Here is an 18,086-nt window from a genome sequence, read left to right as displayed (position 1 = left end):
CGCGCCGGCCCAGGGCCCCGGCACGCGATCCCGGGGCCGGGTCGTGGTCCCGGGACCGGGAGGGGTCATCCCGGCCGGGGCCGGAGCACGAGGGACACGAAGAAGCCCGCCACCGAGACCAGCACGATCGTGCCGCCGGCCGCCAGGTCGAAGGCGTAGGCGGCGGCGAGGCCCAGGACGCCGGCGCTCGCCCCGAGGGCCATCGCGAGGGCGAGCTGGGCCCGGTAGTGGGTGGCCCAGAGGGTCGCGGTGGCGGCGGGGACCACGAGCAGGGCCTCGACCAGGATCACGCCGACCAGCCGCACCCCGATCACCACGGTCACGGCCAGGAGCACCAGCAGCCCCGTCTCGAGCGCGGCCACCGGGTGGCCGTAGGCGCGCGCCACCTCCTCGTCGAAGGCCAGGAAGAGCAGCGGGCGGAAGCTGATCGCGAGCGCCGCCAGCACCGCCGCGCCGGCGGCCGCAAGCAGCGCGAGCTCGCCCGGCGTGATCGCGAGCACGTTGCCGAACAGGTAGCCGAAGAGGTCCTGCTGGTAGCCCCGGCGCAGGCTGAAGAGCACCACCCCGAGCGCCAGCGAGCCCGAGAAGAAGATCCCGATCACGGCGTCCTCGGACAGGCGCCCGCTGCGCGCGAGGCGCGCGATCGCGAGCGCCACAGCCACGGCGAAGACCGCCGCCGTCCCGAGCGGCGGCCAGCCGAGCACGACGGCGAGCGCGACGCCGCCGATCGCCGAGTGCGAGATCCCGACCCCGATGAAGGCCAGCCGGCGCAGCACGACGAAGAAGCCGAGGGCGCCGCACACCAGGCCGATCGCCGCGGCGGCCAGCAGCGCACGCTGCATGAAGGCGAGCTCCAGCATCAGGAGCGCGGGTCCGCGGAGGGCTTCGAGTGGTGCGCGAGCTCGCCCGCCAGGAAGTCGAACTCGCAGTGGTAGGCGGCGCGCAGCGCGTGGCTGTGGACGACGTCGTCCGGGTTGCCGTGCACGTGCATCGTGCGGTTGATGCAGATCAGCTCGTCGGCCACCGAGGCGAGCGCGAGGAGGTCGTGGGAGACCGCGAGCACGGTGGTGTCGAGGCCGCGCAGCAGCGCGTAGAAGGCCTGCTCGGCCGGCAGGTCGAGGCCGATCGTGGGCTCGTCGAGGACCAGCAGGCGCGCGCCCGCGCAGAGCGCCTGGGCGAGCATCACGCGCCGCTGCTCGCCGCCCGAGAGCCGGCCCACCGGCCGGCCCGCGCGCTCGAGCAGGTCCACGCGCGCGAGGGCGCGCTCCACCGCCTCGCGGTCGCCCGCGCGCAGGCGCCCGCGCCGGCCCATCGCCACCACGTCGCGGACGGTCGCCGGGAAGCCCGGGGCGATCATGTGTCGCTGGGGCACGTAGCCGATCTCGCCGCGCGCCGCGCCCGGCGGCCGCCCCAGCACCTCGATGCGCCCGCGCGCCACCGGCAGGAGGCCGAGGAGCGCGCGCAGGAGCGTCGTCTTGCCGGCGCCGTTCGGGCCCACCACGCCGACGAACTGACCCGTGCCCACCGCGAAGCTCACGTCCTCGAGCACGAGCCGGCCGTCGCGGAGCACGTCGACGTGCTCGAAGCGGATCGCGACCTCGCTCATGAGCTCCCGCCCAGCGCTCGCGCGAAGGCCCGGGCGTTCCAGCGCAGGAGCCCTTCGTAGCCGGCTCGTTCAGGATCCGTGGGGTCGCCGTTGGGATCGACCAGTATGGTGGTGGCGCCGAACTCCGCGGCCAGCGTGCGCGCCACGCGCGGGTCGAGCTGCGGCTCGATCAGGATCGCGCGCACGCCAACGGCGCGCGCCGCCGCGACCAGCTCCGCCAGCTCGCGCGGGCCCGGCTCCTCGCCGGGGGCCTCCTCGATCACGCCGATCTCCTCCAGCCCGTAGCGCGCCCCGAAGTAGCGCCAGGCGGCGTGGAAGGCCACGTAGGCGCGGCGCGGGCCCGCGAGCACGGCGCGCAGGTCGCGATCGAGGCTCGTGAGGCGCGCCTGGAGATCGGCGAGCCGCGCCGCCGTGTCGGCGGCGTGCGCGGGATCGAGGTGTTCCAGGCGGGCGGCGATGGCGGGCGCGAGCACGTCGCGCACCCGGAGCGGGTCGAGCCAGACGTGGGGATCGGACCCGCGCGACGCCGCGCCCGCCGCGGGCAGCGGCGCGAGGTCCGGCAGCTCGAGCAGCACGAGCGTCTCGACCGGGCGCCCGCTCGCGCCGAGCAGGCGCTGCGTCCAGCCGTCGAGGCCGCCCCCGACCGCGATCAGGAGCGCGGCTCGTGCCACCCGCACGACGTCGCCGGGGCGCGGATCGAAGGTGTGGGGGCTCGCGCCGGGCGGCACGAGGGTCGAGACGGTGAAGTGCGCGCCGGCGAGCTCGCGCGCGATCATCGCGATCGGCTCGATGGTGGCGACCACGCCGAGCGGCGGCGGCGGCGCGGCGTGCGCCACGCAGACCCGGGCGGCGAGCGCGATCGCGAGGAGAGACAGACGACGCAACCGACGTCCCCGTTCTTGCGTGGCAGGGGGGGCAGGATAGCGGTGGGGGGATCAGCGGCCCCGCCGGGCCAGCCGTTCGAGCGCCCCGAGCAGGTCGGGCGCGGGGCCCCGGACCGGCGCGAGGGGATCCTCGCCGAGCCGGCGCAGGCGCGCGAGCGCGTTGCGGATCGTGAAGCGCCGCGGGTCGAGGCGCGGGCCGAGCTCGCTCCAGCGCAGCGGCATCGAGACCGGCGCCCCGGGCAGCGCGCGCACCGAGAAGGGCGCCACGAGGAGCTTCCCGTGCCCGTTCTGGCCGGTGTCGACGTAGACGCGCCCGCCGCGAGCAGCCACGCGCCGCGCGAGCGTCGCGATCCCGGGGTGGCGCGCCACCACCTCGCGCGCGAGGAGCTCCGCGAGCGTGCGCGCCTTCGCGAAGGTGAGGCGCCCTCCGAGGGGCACGAGCACGTGCAGACCCGCCGAGCCGCTGGTCTTCGGGAAGGCCGGGAGCCCGATCTCGCCGGTGAGCCCATGGAGGGTACGTGCGATCGTGACGACGTCGCGGAAGGGTGCGCCCTTGGGGTCGAGGTCGAGGATGCACCAGTCGGGATGCGCGAGGTCGGCGACCCGGCTCGCCTGCACGTGGAGCGCGATGGCGCCGAGGTTCGCGACGTAGAGCAGCGCGTCCACGTCGTCCACGACGAAGAAGCGGATCTCGCGACGGCCGTGCTCGCTCCAGAGCCGCTCGCGCCGCACCCACGCGGGCGCCGAGGCGGGCGCGTCCTTCTGGAAGAACGCCTTGCCCGTGATCCCGTCCGGGTGCCGGACGAGCGTGAGCGGGCGGTCGCGCAGGTAGGGCAGGAGCCAGGGGGCGATCGCGCGGTAGTAGCCGAGCAGGTCGCCCTTGGTGAGGCCCTCGTCCGGCCAGAAGGTCTTGTCGAGGTTCGTGAGGACAAGCTCGTGTCCGGGCTTCGGTTTCGTGCTCTTCTCCTTCGGCTTCGCGGGACCTTCGGGCGCCCGCCTCGCGGGCCGGGCGGCGCATCGATCCCGGCGGGCCTCTTGTCCTCGCGCAGGCGCAGCAGGACGGGCTGGCGCAGGCGCCCGTCGCGGGTGCCCTCGGCGTAGCGCACCTCCGCCACGACGCGCGGCTCCACGACCGGCTCGGCGATCCGGCCGGCGCGCTCCGCCACCTGCGCGCCTACCGTTCGCTGCGCGAGGGATGAGCGGCGGGGGGAGCGCTCGCCCGGCCGGCCATCACCCGGTGATCGCGACCAGCAGGTCGAAGGCGCTGACCACGCCACGCAGCGCCCCGTTCTCGACGACCAGGAGCCGGTGCACGCGCCGCTCGCGCATGCGCCGGGCCGCCTCGGCGAGCGTCGCCGCGGGTGAGACCGAGAGCACCTCCCGGCTCATCAAGCGCGCCACCGGCACCACGCTCGCCGCGGCGGGCAGCGCCCCGATGTCGCGGTAGTCGTCGACGTCGCTGAAGAAGGCGCCCGCAGCCGCTGTGCTCGGGCGCTCGGCCTCGAGCCGGCCGAGGTCGCTCTGGGAGAGGACGCCCACCACGCGCCCGGCCTCGTCCACCACCGGCGCGCCGCCGATGCGGTGCGTGGCGAGCAGGCGCTCGGCCTCGCGCGCGCTGCTCTCGGGGCGCAGGGTCACGACGTCGCGCTGCATCACGCTCTCGACGGATCGCTCGGGCATCACTCCTCCGCTGGCTCCCGGGTCGGGTGCAGACGGCGGGCGAGGGAACGCGCCCGGGTCCGCCAATCCGGCTGATGGGTCTCGATGACGATGACGCCCGCGCGCGGCGGCTGGTAGTGGCGCTCGCTCCAGGCGAGCAGCTCCGGGCCGGCATCGGAGGGATCCCGGCCGGCGGCGGCGCGCGCCGCAAGGCGCGCGAGGGTGGTCTCGTGCGGGCAGCGCGCCTCGACGAGCACCGGCTCGATCCCACGCCCGCGCGCCCAGGCGAGCGCGGCCGCCCGGTGGCGCTCGAGGGCGTAGGTGGCGTCGAGGATCGCGATCCGGCCCGAGGCCGTGATCGGCTCCGCCCGTTCGAGCAGCGCCTGGTAGACGCGCTCCTTCGCAGCGCTGTCGTAGAGGCCCCGTGCGGCTCCGCCGCGCGCGGTGGGAGCGAGCCCCGCGAGCGCCTTGCGCACCCGGTCCGACGCGACGACGACGCCTCCGGCGGTGTCGGCCATCGTCTCGGCGACGCTGCTCTTGCCGCTGCCGACGAGGCCCCCGACCAGCACCAGCCCGCCCGCGCGCGGCGGCGCCAGGGCGCGCGCTGCGAGCGCGAGGTGGCGGCGCGCGCTCGCCGCCGCGGCGGCGCGCTGGCCGGGCTCGATCGCGCCGTCGTCGGCGGCGAGCGCCGCCACCTTCGCGCGCACCGCGGCCCGGTAGCTCACGAAGTAGTCGAGCACGCCGTAGAGGCCGAAGTCGTCGCGGGCGGCCGCGTAGCGGCGCAGGAAGCGCGCCGCGAGCTGCGCCCGGCGCCGGTAGCGCAGGTCCATCGCGAGGAAGGCCACCTCGGAGGCGGCGTCGATCCGACGCAGGTCGTCGCGGAACTCGATGCAGTCGACGAGCAGCGGCTCGGCGCGGCCCGGCTCGAACCAGACGTGCTGGAGGTGCACGTCGCCGTGGCCGTCGACGGCGCGGCCCTCGCGGCGGCGCGCCTCGAAGCGGCCGGCGTGGGCGTCGGCGAAGGCGCTCGTCCGCTGCTCGACCTGGCGCCAGGTCGAGCGCGGGAAGAGCCGGCCCGCGGCCGGCTCGAGCAGGCGCAGGTTGTCGCGCACGGGGCCCTCGATCCGGGCGCGCCAGGCGTCGGGTGTGAAGGGCGCGGGGACGCCGAGGCCGTGCTCGGCGTGGAAGCGGGCGAGCCGCTCGGCGACCGCGTCGAGGTGGCGCGCGTGGAGCGCGCCGCGCTCGAGGAGCGCGAGCGCGTCGTGCCCCGCCGGCAGCCGGCGCATCGCGACCACGTGTTCGTGCGGGTCGCGCGCCAGGGTCTCCTCGTCCGCGTCCGGGGCGAGCGCACCGATCCGGAAGCCGCCGGCGGGATCGGCCTCGACCGGGGCGACGCCCAGGTACACGTCGCGTGCGAGGCGGCGGTTGAGCCGGACCTCGCGGGCGCAGTCGCGATTGCGCTTCGCGCGCGTCGCGAAGTCGACGAAGCCGAGCGCGGCGGCCTTGCGGAGCTTCCAGGCCCGCGCTCCCGTCAGGTACACGTGCGAGAGGTGGGTCTGGACGTGCTCGACGCCCGCCGCAGCGCTCGCGTCGAAGGGGTGTGCCGCCGGCCGCGCGAGCGCCGCAGCGAGCCCGGCGGGGAGCGGCTCGACAGGGGGAGGCATGCGGCCTCTCCGTCAGGCGTCCTGCGCGTCCGACTTGAGCGTGAGGACGGGACAGGGCGCGGTGCGGATCGTGCGCTCCGCGACGCTGCCGAGCAGCACGTGCTTGAGCCCCGTGAGGCCGCGGGTGCCCATCACGATCAGGTCCGCAGCCACGCTCTCGGCAGCTTGCGCGATGGCATCTGCGGCGGGCCCCGTCACGAGGTGCGTGGTGCCGCGGATGCCGGCCGCCTCGAGGCGCTTGCGTCCCTCCTCGAGGCGCGCGAGGGCGGCTTCCTGGACCCCGTCCCAGACCGCCTGGGGGATCGCGACGCCGTAGGCCATCGTCACGGCGGCGGGCAGCTCGTAGGCATGGAGCAGGTGGACCTCGGCGGCGTGCTCGCTCGCGAGCTCGACCGCGAGCGCGAGGGCGGCGTCGGAGTGCTTCGAGAAGTCGAGGGGCACGAGGAGCTTGCGGAAGTGGCCCACGGATCCTCCTTCGGCGCGGTCGGGCGTACGGAAGGTCAGCACGGGGCAGGGCGAGCTGCGTACGGTGCGTTCGGCCACGCTGCCGAGCAGGGCGTGCTTCCATCCGCTCAGCCCGCGCGTGCCCATCACGACCAGGTCGGCGTGCAGGCGCTGTGCCGCCTCGGTGATCGCGTCCGCGGCAGGTCCGTGTGCGACGTGGGTCTCGCAGGAGACCTTCGCCTCGACGAAGCCGTGGGCCGCCTTCTCGAGCCGGCGCGCGGCTGCGTCGCGCACCTGCGCCAGCAGGCCGTCGGGCAGCGCGACGCCGTAGGGCGAGATCGTGCCGAGCGGCACCTCGTAGGCGTGCAGCAGGTGGACCGCCCCGCCGCCTGTGTGAGCCAGCGTGCGGGCCAGCTCGATCGCGGCGTGCGCGTGGGCCGAGAAGTCGGTCGGGACGAGGATCGTCCGGAAGCGGCTCACGGCACGAACCCGCCGCCGGGCGCGCGGCCGCGCCGCTCGCCGCGGCGATAGAGCGTGCGGCGGTTGATGCCGAGGATGCGTGCGGCCTGGACCTTGTTGCCGCGCGTGTACCCGAGCACCTGGTCGATGTAGAGGTCGTCGAGCTCGGCGAGCGTCAGCTGCTTGTCGAGGGCCTGGCGGACGAAGCCACCCGGGTCTTCGGCGGGTCCCTCGGGCCCGATCGCGGCGTCCGGCAGCGGCAGGTCCTCGGGACCGATCTCGGGTCCCTCGCAGAGCGCGATCGCACGCTCGATCACGTTCTCGAGCTCCCGCGCATTGCCCTCCCAGCGGCAGTGCTTGAGCCGCTCCATCGCGGCGGGCGTGAGCCGGAGCGCGCGGCCGTCGGCATGGCGCTCGAGGCAGGCGCTCGCGAGCGGGGGGATGTCGTCGGTGCGCTCGCGCAGCGGCGGGATCTCGATCGGGATCACGTTGAGCCGGTAGAAGAGGTCGCGCCGGAACCGGCCGGCCTCGATCTCGGCGTGCAGGTCGCGGTTGGTGGCGGCGATGATGCGGACGTCCACCTTCGCCGACGTGGTGCCACCCACCGGGCGCACCTCGCGGTCCTGGAGCACGCGCAGGAGCTTGCCCTGCAGGCCGAGCCCCATGTCGCCGATCTCGTCGAGGAAGAGCGTCCCGCCGCTCGCCTGCTCGAAGAGGCCGCGCTTGGTCACGTGGGCTCCGGTGAAGGCGCCCTTCACGTGGCCGAAGAGCTCGCTCTCGAGCAGGCCCTCCGGGATCGCGGTGCAGTTGATCGGGACGAAGGGCCGGCTCGCTCGGGCGCTCGAGAAGTGGATCGTGCGGGCCACCACCTCCTTGCCGGTGCCGCTCTCGCCGGTGATCAGGACCGAGCTGCGCCCGTCGGCGATCTTGCGGATCAGCGCGAAGATCTCGCGCATGGCGGCGCTCGTCCCGATCAGGTCGCCGAACGACGAGGTGCGGTCGAGCGCGCGGCGCAGCCGCCGGTTCTCCTCCTCGAGCGCCCGTCGCTCGAAGGCCTTCTCGAGCGTGACGAGCAGGGCGTCCTTCTGGAAGGGCTTGGTGATGTAGTCGGCGGCGCCGGCGCGCACGGCCTGGACGGCCGAGTCGATGCTCCCGAAGGCGGTCATCAGGATCACCGGCGTCTCGGGCCGGCGCTCGCGGATCTCGGCGAGCAGCTCGATGCCCGAGCGCCCCGGCATGCGGATGTCGGAGACGACCGCGTCGCAGTCGAGGTCGGCGAGGCGCTCTAGCGCCTCGTCGGCGCTGGCGGCGCCGACGCCCCGGATCCCCTCGTCGTCGAGGAGGGAGAGCACGAGGTCGCGCATGGCGGCGTCGTCGTCGACGACCAGGACGGACCGGAGGCGGGTCATCGGGGTATCCCAGGAGCACGTTACGTGCCACCCGCGACGCACGGGCGCTGCAGATGAGGTCACACGTATAGGGCAAAATGACCCGAATGTGACAAATCAGCTCACGACGCGCAGCCTCAGCATCGCACCCCTCCTGGCACACGAAGCGAGGCATCAGGCCCCGGATCTGGATCTCGCGCCGCCTCCGGGACGCCGGGAGGTGCTGGCACGCCGTCTGCACCTGCGGGCGGCATGGGGTTCGAGGGAAGCACGGGGACGTTCGGGGCCGAAGTGGCTCGGGTGATGCGGCGGCATTGGCTCTCCGTCGCACCGGGTGCCTCGATCGCGGAGACGCTCCAGATGATGCGGGTGGCGCGCCTGCGCCAGCTCCCGGTGGTGGCCGACGGGGTCCTGCGCGGCGTGCTCTCGTTCGCGGTCCTCGTCGAGGCCGCCCTTGCCGGCCGCTGCACGCGCGTCGAAGAGGTGATGTCGCCGGACACCGAGACGGGCGGGACCACGATGAGCGTCGACGAGGCGGCGGCGCGGATCGCCCGCTCGCGCACGGGCTGCCTGCCGATCGTCGAGCCCGGCCCGGACGGCCCGCGGCTGGTCGGCCTGCTCACCGAGAGCGACCTCCTGCGCCGCGCCTACGATCCGATCCGCCCCTCCGGCCCGGTTTGAGCGCGCAGCGGCAGCTCGATCACGAACTCGGTGCCGCGGCCGGGGGCGCTGAGCACCTCGATGCGCCCGCCGTGATCGGCGACGATGCCCTGGGCGACCACCAGCCCGAGTCCGCTGCCGCGGCCTGCCGGCTTGGTCGTGAAGAAGGGCGTGAACAGGTTCTCGAGGTCGGCGGCGGGGATGCCGACGCCGTCGTCGGCGATCCGGATCCCGACCGCCTGGCCATCCGAGGCCGCGACCGACACGATAAGGTGTCCACCGTCGGGCATCGCGTCGGCCGCGTTCAGGAACAGGTTCAGGAACAGCTGCTGGAGCTTGTCGGGATCCCCGTGGATCACCGGCACCCGGTCGTAGCGGCGCTCGATCTCGATCCCGTGGCGCCGCATCCGCTCGGACAGGAAGGCGAGCGCGTTGTCCAGCACCTGTGGGAGCTCGATCGGCACCAGGACGCGCTCGCGTGGCCGCGCGACGTCGAGCAGCGCGCGGATGATGCTCGAGATGCGGTCGATCTGCTCCAGGATCGTGCGCAGCCGCCATTGCGCCCGTTCGCCCTGGACCGCGCCGCCGAGCGCCTCCGCATGGCCACGGATCACCCCCATCGGCGTACCGATCTCGTGGGCGAGCCCCGCCACGAGCGTCGCGACCGACGCCAGGTCCTCGGCGGCGCGTGCGCGCTTCTGGGTCTGCCGGAGCTCCTGCTCCTGGACCTCGACCTCGCGCGAGAGCGAGCGGCTCACGGCGGCGAGCTCCCGGTTCAGGTGGGTGAGCCCTTCCCCGTGGCGCTCCACGTAGGACTCCATCGCGAGCTCGGCGTCGAGCAACAGCACCTTGACGAGGGCACTCAAGGTGCGCTGGACGAGCTCCGTGTCGCCCTCGCAATCGGAGGCGATCACCGGCGCCAGCAGCGAGAAGTAGAGCGCGTAGGCACCGAGGTAGTAGCGCGGGCCGAGTCCGACCTGGGCGTGCACGGCACCGATCCGGATCCGTTCCTCGAGGTAGGTCGCGTCGAGCCCGGGGGTCGCGAGGCTCAGGAGGTACTCGCGTTGCTTGCCCAGCAGGCGTTCCGTCACCGCGGGGTCGGCGAGCAGGCGCCGGGTCTCGTCGAAGGAGAGCAGGTGGCGGTAGAAGGCGGCGACGAAGCGGTCGGCGTGGCGCTCGAGCAGCGGCCCGATGCGGGCGAGCAGCTGCCGATCGTCCTCGGTCAGCCCCAGGTAGTCGAGCCGGTCGTCGAGCCCTTCCTTCACCAGCGAGCCAGTATCCTCCTGCACTCCAGGCGCAGCAAGGGGTTGTCCGGCGCGCACGAGGAGGGAGTTCGATGAAGGTCCGTGACGTGATGAGCACCGAGGTGGCGACCGTCCTGCGCAACGACCAGCTCGTGATCGCGGACGACCTGATGCGGCTCGGGCGCATCCGCCATACGCCGGTGCTCGACGAGGCGACGGGGGAGGTGGTCGGCGTGCTCTCGCAGCGCGACCTGTTCCGGGGCGCGCTGGCGCGTGCGCTCGGCTACGGCGCGCACGCGCAGCAGAAGGTGATGGGCATGTTGCTCGTCAAGGAGGTGATGACCAACGATCCGGTGACGGTCGAGCCCGACACCGCGTTGGTCGAGGCGGCACGCATCATGCTGGAGCGCAAGCTCGGCTGCCTGCCGGTGGTCGCGAAGGGCAGGCTCGTGGGCATCCTGACCGAGGGCGACTTCGTGCGCCTCGCGCTCGATCGCTGACGCTCGCGCGCCGCGCGCCTAGCTAGCGCGGAGCGGGCTCCGGGAGATAGGCCGCGATCAGCAGATCGGTCTCGGTGACGAGTCCGGTCATGACACCGTCGGGGCCCACGATCGGCAGGCAGCCGATCCTGTGGCGGATCATCCGGCTCGCCGCGCCGAGCAGCGACGTGCTCTCCGCGACCGTCTCGACCTCCGGCCGCATCACATCGGCGACCGCCACCGAGCGGAGGAACCCGCGCCGCGAAGCGGGATCGAGATCGAGCACGCTGCTGAGCGAGGCTTCGAGCAGGTCGCGGCTCGAGACGATGCCGACCACGTGGCCGTCCGGGCCCAGCACCGGCAGGTGGCGCACGCGCCCGACCTTCATCATCTGCTCCGCGAGGTCCAGGCGGTCGTCCGGGTGCAGACTCGCAAACTCGCGGCGCATGATGGTCGAGACGGGACGGTCGTAGAGGGGCATCGGCTCGGCGGCTCCCGGTCGGCTCCAGCGTGCGCGAGCTTGCACGAGCCATGCCCGGAGCGGGAGGGAGCCGGTGACCCGGCTCGCCAGGGCCAGCGCGACAGGTCGCCCCGCCGACAATGTCCTATGCGCCAGAACGCCACAACCGCCGACCCAGGGCGTCGCGGGGCTCACGGGCAGACGGGCATGGCGGTTGCACCAGCCCGGGTCGTCGATGGGGAGCTCGCGAAGGAGGGGCCGTGGCGATCGCCGACTACTGCCAGCGCGACGTCCGCACGATCGACGCGCGCGACACGCTGCGCGCCGCCGCCGTGCGCATGGCGGAGGAGGGAGTCGGGTGCCTCGTGGGGCTGCTCGGGTCGCACCCGCGCGCGATCGTCACCGATCGCGACCTCGCGCTACGCGTGCTGCGCGACGGACTCGACCCCGACACGACGCGGGTGGTCGATGCGTTCGGCACCGACCCCCTGGTGATGCACGAGACGTCGTCGCTCCGCGCCGCCGCGGCCCTGATGCGGCGCCGGTCCGTACGGCGGATCCCGATCGTGAACGCGGACGAGGAGCTGGTCGGCATCCTGAGCTCCGACGACATCCTGCGTCTGGTGGCGAGCGAGCTCGCGGGGGTCGCCGCGGCGGCCGCGGCCCAGGCCCCCGTGGAGCGGTCCCCCGGAAGACCCGGTCCGGCGCCGGAAGGGAAGTGACCCATGCGCACGCGTGACTACTACCGCACCGAGGTCGCGACCGCGCCGCTCGACGCGAGCGCCGCCGAGCTTGCGGGGCTGATGGGCGACTTCGCGGTCGGCAGCGTGGTGATCGTCGACGAGGCGGACCATCCGGTGGGCATCGTCACCGATCGCGATCTCGCCTGCCGCGTGGTCGCCCGCGCTGGCGCCGAGAAGCAGTGCGCCGCGGAGCTGATGAGCCGCCCGCTCGTCACGGTGAGCGCCGACGACCCGATCGAAGTCGTGGTGGAGCGCATGCGCACGGCCCGCGTGCGCCGCATCGTGGTGCTGCGCGACGGCCGCCTCTCGGGCCTGGTCACCCTCGACGACCTCGTGGTCGAGCTCGGCCGGGAGCTCGACGACCTCGGCGAGGCGGCGCGGCGCGCCGTCGAGAGCGGACGCCGGCGCGGGCAGCGCGAGCGCCGGCGCGTGGAGATGGAGGAGACGCTCACCGAGCTGCGCTCCTCGGTGGAGCGTGCGGGCCGCGACGTGGCCGACTTCCTGACCCGCGAGTTCGAGTCGCTGCGCGAGCGGGTCTGGCGGTCGCCGGACGCAGCGTCTCGCGAGGCTCCCGGGGCGGAGGCGCCGCCCCGGGAACGGCCGGAGGGCGGATCCCAGGAAGGGGCGCCGAGGGCGCCCCGAGCGGGGGGATGATGCGCACCATCGAGTGGCTGTCGCGGATGGAAGACGACGAGCTGGCGGAGCTCGAGCGGGGTGCCAGTCTGCGCCGCTTCGCGCGCGGCGAGCTGATCTTCGCGCCCACCCGGCAGCCCCAGTCGGTGTACCTGCTGCAGGCTGGCCTCGCCCGGATCTATCGTCTCTCGGAGGGAGGCGGTGAGACCAGCTTCGGCTACGTGGCGCCGGGTGAGGTCTTCGGGGAGCTGCCGGCCTTCGGCGAGTATCCGCGCGAGAGCTTCGCCGAGGCGGTGCGCGCGTCGGCGGTCTGGAAGATCCCGCGCGAGAACTTCCAGCAGGTGCTCGCGGCTCGCTCCGCGCTCGCCTTCCAGGTGAGCCTCCAGATCGGCGATCGGCTCAAGAAGATCGAGAGCCGGGTCGAGGACCTGGTCTTCCGCAACGTGCGCACGCGCGTCGCGCGCATGCTCGGGGAGCTCGCGGCCGACTTCGGGCAGACCGAGAACGGTCACCGCGTGATCGACATCCCGATCACCCAGAGCGAGCTCGCGACGCTGGTGGGAGCCACCCGCCAGACCGTGAACCAGACCCTGCGCGAGCTCTCCGCCGAGGGGCTCATCGGGCGCGACAACCGCCGCATCGTGCTCCTGCGGCCCGAACGCCTGCGCGAGCTGGTACACCAGACCGCTCCGGGCTGAGCATCAGGACCGGCCCGCGGCTCCCGGTGCGTGGTCGGCGAGCCAGGCGGCCACGACGGGGTAGATCTCGTCGGGCGCGTGGCGGCCGAGCACGAGATCGACGTGGCTGTACTCGTGGGCGAGGCCGGACGCGTGCCCTGCCACCCAGAAGGTCTTGTCGCTCGAGCCCAGTCGCTCGACCAGGCGAGCCAGATCTGCGGGTGGCGTCAGCCGGTCCCGGGCGCCGGCGATCACCAGCATCGGCACGCGGACCCGCTCGAGATGGTCGCCGAAGCTGAAGATCCGGTAGCGGTCGCTCATGCGTTTGGCGTCGTACCAGCGGGCGAATTCGATCAGCAGCGAGCGGGGCAGGTCCTCGACCCCGTGTCGCATCATGAAGCGCACCACGTCGAGGTCGAGGTTGTCGGGGTGCCAGAGCCAGTCGCGAACCAGCGTCGGTACGGTGCGGGCGATCGCGCCGGCGAGGGGCGAGCCGGCCCGCGCCGCGCAGCGCGCAGGAAGCCGCGCCGGCGCAAAGCGCAAGAGCCGGCGCAGCGCGATCCAGCGGTCGAGCGCCTCGTGGCCGATGTCGGTCATGCCCGGCGACGCGAGCGTGACGGCGCCGGCGAAGGCATCGGCGAGGGGCGTCATCATCGCGGCGTACGCGATCATCCCGCCGAGCGAGTGGCCGACCCACAGGAGCCGCTCCTGGCCGGTGAGCTGTCGCACCAGCGAGACCGCGGCCGGCACGTCGTGTTGGACGTAGTCTTCGAAGGTCCAGCCGTAGCTCGCGCGCGGGAAGCGCAGCCGGCGCCGCGACAGGCCCGCGCCACGCAGCTCGAGCACCCACACGTCCCAGCCCAGGGCCTGGAGATGGCGCGCGAGGCTCGCCCGGCCGGGCCCGTCCATGTTGAAGCGGTTCGAGCCCATGCCGTGACACAGCAGGAGCGCCGCGCCGTGGCCGCCGCGCGCCGGCGCGCGGTGGTGCAGGGCCAGCCGCCAGCCGTCACGCGTGCGGGCGTAGTGCAGGGTGGGTTCGGCCATGCGCGGTTGGATAGCGCTCGCGCGACTTTGCGTCCGCCTCGATGGCGCTAGGCTCGGGCTCGCGACGGGCTGTCTGCGACGGAGCGTACCGGGCGAGTGCCGAAACGAGCGGGTAGCGAGCTGGTGGTGGTCTCGAATCGGCTTCCGGTGACCGCGCAGCGCGGCCGCGAGGACGAGTGGGACCTGAGCCCGGGCGGCCTGGTCTCCGCCCTCGGACCGGTCCTCCGCAAGCGTTCGAGCACCTGGGTCGGCTGGCCCGGCCGCGGCGCGAGCGCGCCGCGCCGACTCGAGAGCCAGGGGATCCAGCTCCGTCCGGTAGCGCTCTCGCGCAGCCAGGTCGAGCGCTACTACGACGGCTTCTCCAATCGCACGCTCTGGCCGCTCTACCACGACGCCGTGCGGCCTCCCCAGTACCAACGGCCCTGGTGGGCCGCCTACGTCGAGGTGAACCGGATCTTCGCCGCGGTCGCGACCGAGGAGGCTGCCTCCGGCGCGATCGTCTGGGTGCACGACTACCACCTCCAGCTCGTGCCCCTCATGATCCGCGAGCAGCGGCCGGACCTGCGCATCGGCTTCTTCCTCCACATCCCCTTCCCACCCCAGGAGCTCTTCGCGCAGCTTCCGTGGCGGCGCCAGATCCTGGAGGGTCTGCTGGGCGCCGACGTCGTAGGCTTCCAGACCGTCGTCGGCGCACGCAACTTCTCGGTGCTGTGCCGGCGCTACGCGGGTGCCGAGGGGGCGCGCGACGAGCTGCGCCTCCACGGCCACGCGAGCCGCTTCGGGGCCTTCCCGATCTCGATCGACACGGCCCGCTTCGAGCGCGTCGCCGAGAGCCCCGAGGTGATCCGGATGGCCGCCGGGATCCGCGCCCGGCTCGGGCACCCCCGGCGCGTGCTGCTCGGCGTCGACCGGCTCGACTACACGAAGGGCATCGACGTGCGGCTGCTGGCCTTCGAGGAGCTCCTGCGCGAGAAGCGCCTGGATCCGCGCCAGTGCGTGCTGGTCCAGGTGGCCGTCCCGAGCCGCGAGGAGGTGGAGGACTACCAGGCGCTGCGCAGCGAGGTCGAGCGGCTGGTGGGCTCGATCAACGGGGAGTTCGGCGAGGTGGGCCGCGCCCCCGTCCACTATCTGCACCGCAGCTTCTCGCTCCCCGAGCTGGTCGCCCTGTACCGGACCGCCGACGTGATGCTGGTCACACCGGTGCGCGACGGCATGAACCTGGTCGCGAAGGAGTACGTGGCCTCCCGCGTCGACGAGCGCGGCGTGCTGATGCTGTCGGAGATGACGGGTGCGGCGCACGAGCTGCGCGGCGCGTCCCAGGTGAACCCCTACGACGTCGAGGGGCTCAAGGACGCGATGGTGGAGGCGGTCGGGATGCCCGAGGCGGAGCAGGAGCGGCGCATGGTGGCGCTGCGCCGGATCGTCGCGCGGCACGACGTCCACGCCTGGGCGCGCTCCTTCCTGGCCGGGCTCGAGCGATGAGCGACCTCGAGCGCCGGCTCGCCGCGCTGGCCCGCACGCCGGTGCTCCTCGTGGCGACCGACTACGACGGGACGCTCGCGCCGATCGTCCCGGACCCGGCGGCGGCACAGCCGCTGCGCGAGTCGGTGGTGGCGCTGCGCCAGCTCGCGGGTCTCGCCAACACCCACGTCGCGGTGATCTCGGGCCGCGCGCTGCGCGACCTGGCCGGCATGATCGGTGAGCCCGAGGACGTGCACCTGGTCGGGAGCCACGGCAGCGAGTTCGACCCGGACTTCGTGGGCTCGCTGCCGGACGAGGCGCGCGCGCTGCGCCAGCGGGTGCGCGAGGACCTGGCGGGGATCGCCGCGCGCCTGCCGGGCGCACGCCTCGAGGAGAAGCCCGCGAGCGTGGCCTTCCACTACCGCGAGGCGCCCGAGGATCTCGCCCAGGAGGCGCTGCGCGCCGTCCGGGAGGGCCCCGGCGCCCTCGAGGGCGTGTTCACGCGCCACGGCAAGAAGGTGGTCGAGCTGGCCGTGCTCTCCACCGACAAGGGGATGGCGCTCGCCCAGCTCCGCCAGCGCGTCGGCGCCACCGCGGTCTGCTTCGTCGGCGACGATCGCACCGACGAGGATGCCTTCGCGACGCTCTCGGGGCCCGATCTGGCCGTGAAGGTCGGAGAAGGCTCCTCGCTCGCGATCCAGCGGATCCCGGATCCGGAGGCCGTGGGGCGGCTGCTCGCGCAGCTCGCGGAGCTGCGCGCCGCGTGGCTCGCGGGCGCTGGCGCGGTCCCGATCGAAGACCATGCCTGCCTCTCCGACCAGCGCACCTTCGCGCTCGTGACGCCGGCCGCGCGGATCACCTGGCTATGTCTGCCGCGGCTCGACTCGCCGGCACTCTTCGCGGAGCTGCTCGGCGGCCCGGCCGCGGGACACTTCTCCGTGCTGGCCCTCGACGGCGAGCGCCCGCACGGGCAGCGCTGGATCGGCGACTCCTTCGTGCTCGAGACGCACTGGCAACGCTTCCGGGTGGTGGACTTCCTCGACGCCTCCGGCGGTCGCCCCCATCTGCGTGCGGGTCGGACCGACCTCGTGCGCCGCATCGAGGGGCAGGGTCGGGTCGGCGTCGAGCTGGCACCGCGTCTCGACTTCGGCCGCATCCCGACCCGGCTGCGCGCGCTCGACGGCGGGCTCGCGATCGAGCCGAGCAACGACCCGATCGTGCTGCGGGCACCGGGGGTACGCTGGACGATCGCGGACGAAGGCCCCCACCAGACTGCACGCGCCGAGCTCGACCTCGACGCGGGGCCGATCGAGCTCGAGCTGCGCTACGGAACCGGCAGCCTGCGGGCGAGCCAGCCCCCGGCCGAGCAACGCGAGCGCCAGACGGAGCTGTTCTGGTCGTCGTGGGCCGGCGGCCTCGTCGTACCAGGCGAGGGGGGCGAACGGATCCGGCGCAGTGCGCTCGTGCTGAAGGCCCTCTGCCACGGCCCGACCGGCGCGATCGCCGCGGCCGCGACGACCAGCCTGCCCGAGTACCCGGGCGGGATCCGGAACTGGGACTACCGCTACTGCTGGCTCCGCGATGGCGCGCTCGCGGCGGCCGCGCTGGTGCGGCTCGGCAGCACGAGCGAAGCGCTCCACTACCTCGGCTGGGTGCTCGCGGTGGTCGACCGGATCGCTGCGCCCGAGCGACTCCAGCCGCTCTACGGTGTCGGGGGCGAAGCGCTCGGCTCGGAGGCCGAGATCGGCGAGCTGCCCGGCTATCGCGGCAGCCGCCCGGTGCGGGTCGGGAACCTGGCCGCCCACCAGCTCCAGCTCGACGTGTTCGGACCGATCGTCGAGCTGGTGGCGCTGCTGGCCGAACGCGACGCGCCGCTCTCCTCGGAGCACTGGCGGCTCGTCGAGGGGTTGGTGGGGGCGGTGGCCGCTCGCTGGCAGGAGCCGGATCACGGGATCTGGGAGATCCGCCGCCCGCCGCGCCACCACCTGCACTCGAAGGTGATGTGCTGGATCGCGGCCGATCGCGGCGTGCGCATCGCCGAGCTCTACGGCCGGGAGCGCGCCGACTGGCGCGAGCTCGCGGACCGCATCGCCGCGGACGTCCTGCAGCACGGGTGGAAGGAGCAGCCCGGCGCCTTCACCGCGGCCTACGACGGCAGCGACCTCGACGCCGCCACGCTCGCGGTCGGGCTCTCGGGCCTGCTGCCGGCAGCCGACCCGCGCTGGCGCGCGACGGTGGAGGCGGTGGAGCAGGGGCTGCGAGAGGGGCCGACCGTCTTCCGCTATCGCGCGGACGACGGGCTGCCGGGCAGCGAGGGCGGCTTCCACCTGTGCAGCGCGTGGCTCGTGCAGGCCCTGTTGTCGCTCGGGCGCCGCTCCGACGCCCGCGCGCTCTTCGAAGCGATGGCCGCCTGCGCGGGGCCGACCGCCATGCTCTCCGAGCAGTACGACCCCGTCGCCACGCTCTCGCTCGGCAACACGCCGCAGGCCTACTCGCACCTCGCGATCATCGAGGCCGCCCTCGCGCTGGCTGCTTCGTCCGGCTGACGCTCGGCGCCCCGGAGGAGCTCCGTGCGCTACGG

The 18,086-nt window shown here is 74.0% G+C and carries 18 protein-coding genes; 7 read left to right on the top strand and 11 right to left on the bottom strand.

Annotation, left to right across the window (positions count from 1 at the left end; all coding sequences use genetic code 11):
- Positions 1 to 65: 65 nt before the first annotated feature.
- Genes OZ948_00285 through OZ948_00250 form a run of 8 tightly spaced genes read right to left on the bottom strand, consistent with a single transcriptional unit; the run spans position 66 to position 8,125 of the window.
- A complete protein-coding gene (locus tag OZ948_00285; protein MEB2343162.1) occupies positions 66 to 860 on the bottom strand; it encodes a metal ABC transporter permease in 795 nt (264 codons plus the stop codon).
- Positions 860 to 1,606, bottom strand: a complete 747-nt coding sequence (locus tag OZ948_00280; protein ID MEB2343161.1) for a metal ABC transporter ATP-binding protein — start codon at positions 1,604 to 1,606, stop codon at positions 860 to 862. The genes OZ948_00285 and OZ948_00280 overlap by 1 nt, the downstream gene beginning before the upstream one ends.
- Entirely contained in the window at positions 1,603 to 2,490 is an 888-nt protein-coding gene (locus OZ948_00275; GenBank protein ID MEB2343160.1) for a metal ABC transporter substrate-binding protein, read from the bottom strand. The genes OZ948_00280 and OZ948_00275 overlap by 4 nt, the downstream gene beginning before the upstream one ends.
- Before the next feature lie 51 nt (positions 2,491 to 2,541).
- A complete protein-coding gene (ligD, locus tag OZ948_00270) occupies positions 2,542 to 3,687 on the bottom strand; it encodes a non-homologous end-joining DNA ligase (GenBank protein ID MEB2343159.1) in 1,146 nt (381 codons plus the stop codon).
- A gap of 33 nt (positions 3,688 to 3,720) precedes the next feature.
- Positions 3,721 to 4,170, bottom strand: coding sequence for a CBS domain-containing protein (locus OZ948_00265; protein MEB2343158.1), 450 nt, complete (start codon positions 4,168 to 4,170; stop codon positions 3,721 to 3,723).
- Entirely contained in the window at positions 4,170 to 5,813 is a 1,644-nt protein-coding gene (locus tag OZ948_00260) for an AAA family ATPase (GenBank protein MEB2343157.1), read from the bottom strand. The genes OZ948_00265 and OZ948_00260 overlap by 1 nt, the downstream gene beginning before the upstream one ends.
- A 12-nt stretch (positions 5,814 to 5,825) precedes the next feature.
- Positions 5,826 to 6,737 carry a universal stress protein gene (locus OZ948_00255; protein ID MEB2343156.1) on the bottom strand — a complete coding sequence of 304 codons (912 nt, stop codon included), beginning with the start codon at positions 6,735 to 6,737 and terminating at the stop codon, positions 5,826 to 5,828.
- On the bottom strand, positions 6,734 to 8,125 hold the full coding sequence (locus OZ948_00250; protein ID MEB2343155.1) for a sigma-54 dependent transcriptional regulator: 1,392 nt from the start codon (positions 8,123 to 8,125) through the stop codon (positions 6,734 to 6,736). The genes OZ948_00255 and OZ948_00250 overlap by 4 nt, the downstream gene beginning before the upstream one ends.
- 282 nt (positions 8,126 to 8,407) lie before the next feature.
- Between OZ948_00250 and OZ948_00245 the strand changes: the two genes are divergently transcribed.
- Complete coding sequence (locus tag OZ948_00245) at positions 8,408 to 8,785, top strand: CBS domain-containing protein (protein MEB2343154.1); 378 nt, start codon at positions 8,408 to 8,410, stop codon at positions 8,783 to 8,785.
- Here OZ948_00245 and OZ948_00240 read toward each other — a convergent pair.
- The gene (locus tag OZ948_00240) at positions 8,752 to 10,029 is read right to left on the bottom strand and encodes a protoglobin domain-containing protein (protein MEB2343153.1); all 1,278 of its coding nucleotides are present in this window, start codon (positions 10,027 to 10,029) and stop codon (positions 8,752 to 8,754) included. The genes OZ948_00245 and OZ948_00240 overlap by 34 nt on opposite strands.
- A gap of 71 nt (positions 10,030 to 10,100) precedes the next feature.
- Here OZ948_00240 and OZ948_00235 point away from each other — a divergent pair, with 71 nt between their 5' ends.
- On the top strand, positions 10,101 to 10,508 hold the full coding sequence (locus tag OZ948_00235) for a CBS domain-containing protein (protein ID MEB2343152.1): 408 nt from the start codon (positions 10,101 to 10,103) through the stop codon (positions 10,506 to 10,508).
- Positions 10,509 to 10,530: 22 nt separating this feature from the next.
- Here OZ948_00235 and OZ948_00230 read toward each other — a convergent pair whose 3' ends face one another.
- Positions 10,531 to 10,968: a CBS domain-containing protein gene (locus tag OZ948_00230; protein ID MEB2343151.1), complete on the bottom strand. Its 438-nt coding sequence runs from the start codon at positions 10,966 to 10,968 to the stop codon at positions 10,531 to 10,533.
- A gap of 239 nt (positions 10,969 to 11,207) precedes the next feature.
- Between OZ948_00230 and OZ948_00225 the strand changes: the two genes are divergently transcribed.
- Genes OZ948_00225 through OZ948_00215 form a run of 3 tightly spaced genes read left to right on the top strand, consistent with a single transcriptional unit; the run spans position 11,208 to position 13,021 of the window.
- Positions 11,208 to 11,669 carry a CBS domain-containing protein gene (locus OZ948_00225; GenBank protein MEB2343150.1) on the top strand — a complete coding sequence of 154 codons (462 nt, stop codon included), beginning with the start codon at positions 11,208 to 11,210 and terminating at the stop codon, positions 11,667 to 11,669.
- 3 nt (positions 11,670 to 11,672) lie between these two features.
- Positions 11,673 to 12,344, top strand: coding sequence for a CBS domain-containing protein (locus OZ948_00220; GenBank protein MEB2343149.1), 672 nt, complete (start codon positions 11,673 to 11,675; stop codon positions 12,342 to 12,344).
- Positions 12,341 to 13,021: a Crp/Fnr family transcriptional regulator gene (locus OZ948_00215; protein ID MEB2343148.1), complete on the top strand. Its 681-nt coding sequence runs from the start codon at positions 12,341 to 12,343 to the stop codon at positions 13,019 to 13,021. Before OZ948_00220 ends, OZ948_00215 begins: the two co-directional genes overlap by 4 nt.
- Before the next feature lie 3 nt (positions 13,022 to 13,024).
- On the opposite strand, the gene OZ948_00210 is transcribed toward OZ948_00215, so the two are convergent.
- Positions 13,025 to 14,044, bottom strand: coding sequence for an alpha/beta fold hydrolase (locus OZ948_00210; GenBank protein MEB2343147.1), 1,020 nt, complete (start codon positions 14,042 to 14,044; stop codon positions 13,025 to 13,027).
- Between the two features lie 96 nt (positions 14,045 to 14,140).
- Here OZ948_00210 and OZ948_00205 point away from each other — a divergent pair, with 96 nt between their 5' ends.
- Both OZ948_00205 and otsB read left to right on the top strand, forming a co-directional pair.
- Positions 14,141 to 15,526, top strand: coding sequence for a trehalose-6-phosphate synthase (locus OZ948_00205; protein MEB2343146.1), 1,386 nt, complete (start codon positions 14,141 to 14,143; stop codon positions 15,524 to 15,526).
- A complete protein-coding gene (gene otsB / locus OZ948_00200; GenBank protein MEB2343145.1) occupies positions 15,523 to 18,051 on the top strand; it encodes a trehalose-phosphatase in 2,529 nt (842 codons plus the stop codon). The genes OZ948_00205 and otsB overlap by 4 nt, the downstream gene beginning before the upstream one ends.
- The last annotated feature ends 35 nt before the right edge of the window (positions 18,052 to 18,086 follow it).

The sequence above is a fragment of the Deltaproteobacteria bacterium genome (assembly GCA_035063765.1).
Classification (GTDB): domain Bacteria; phylum Myxococcota_A; class UBA9160; order UBA9160; family PR03; genus CAADGG01.
The sequence above is the reverse complement of the archived record's forward strand: the minus strand, read 5'-3'. Positions and strand labels throughout refer to the sequence as shown.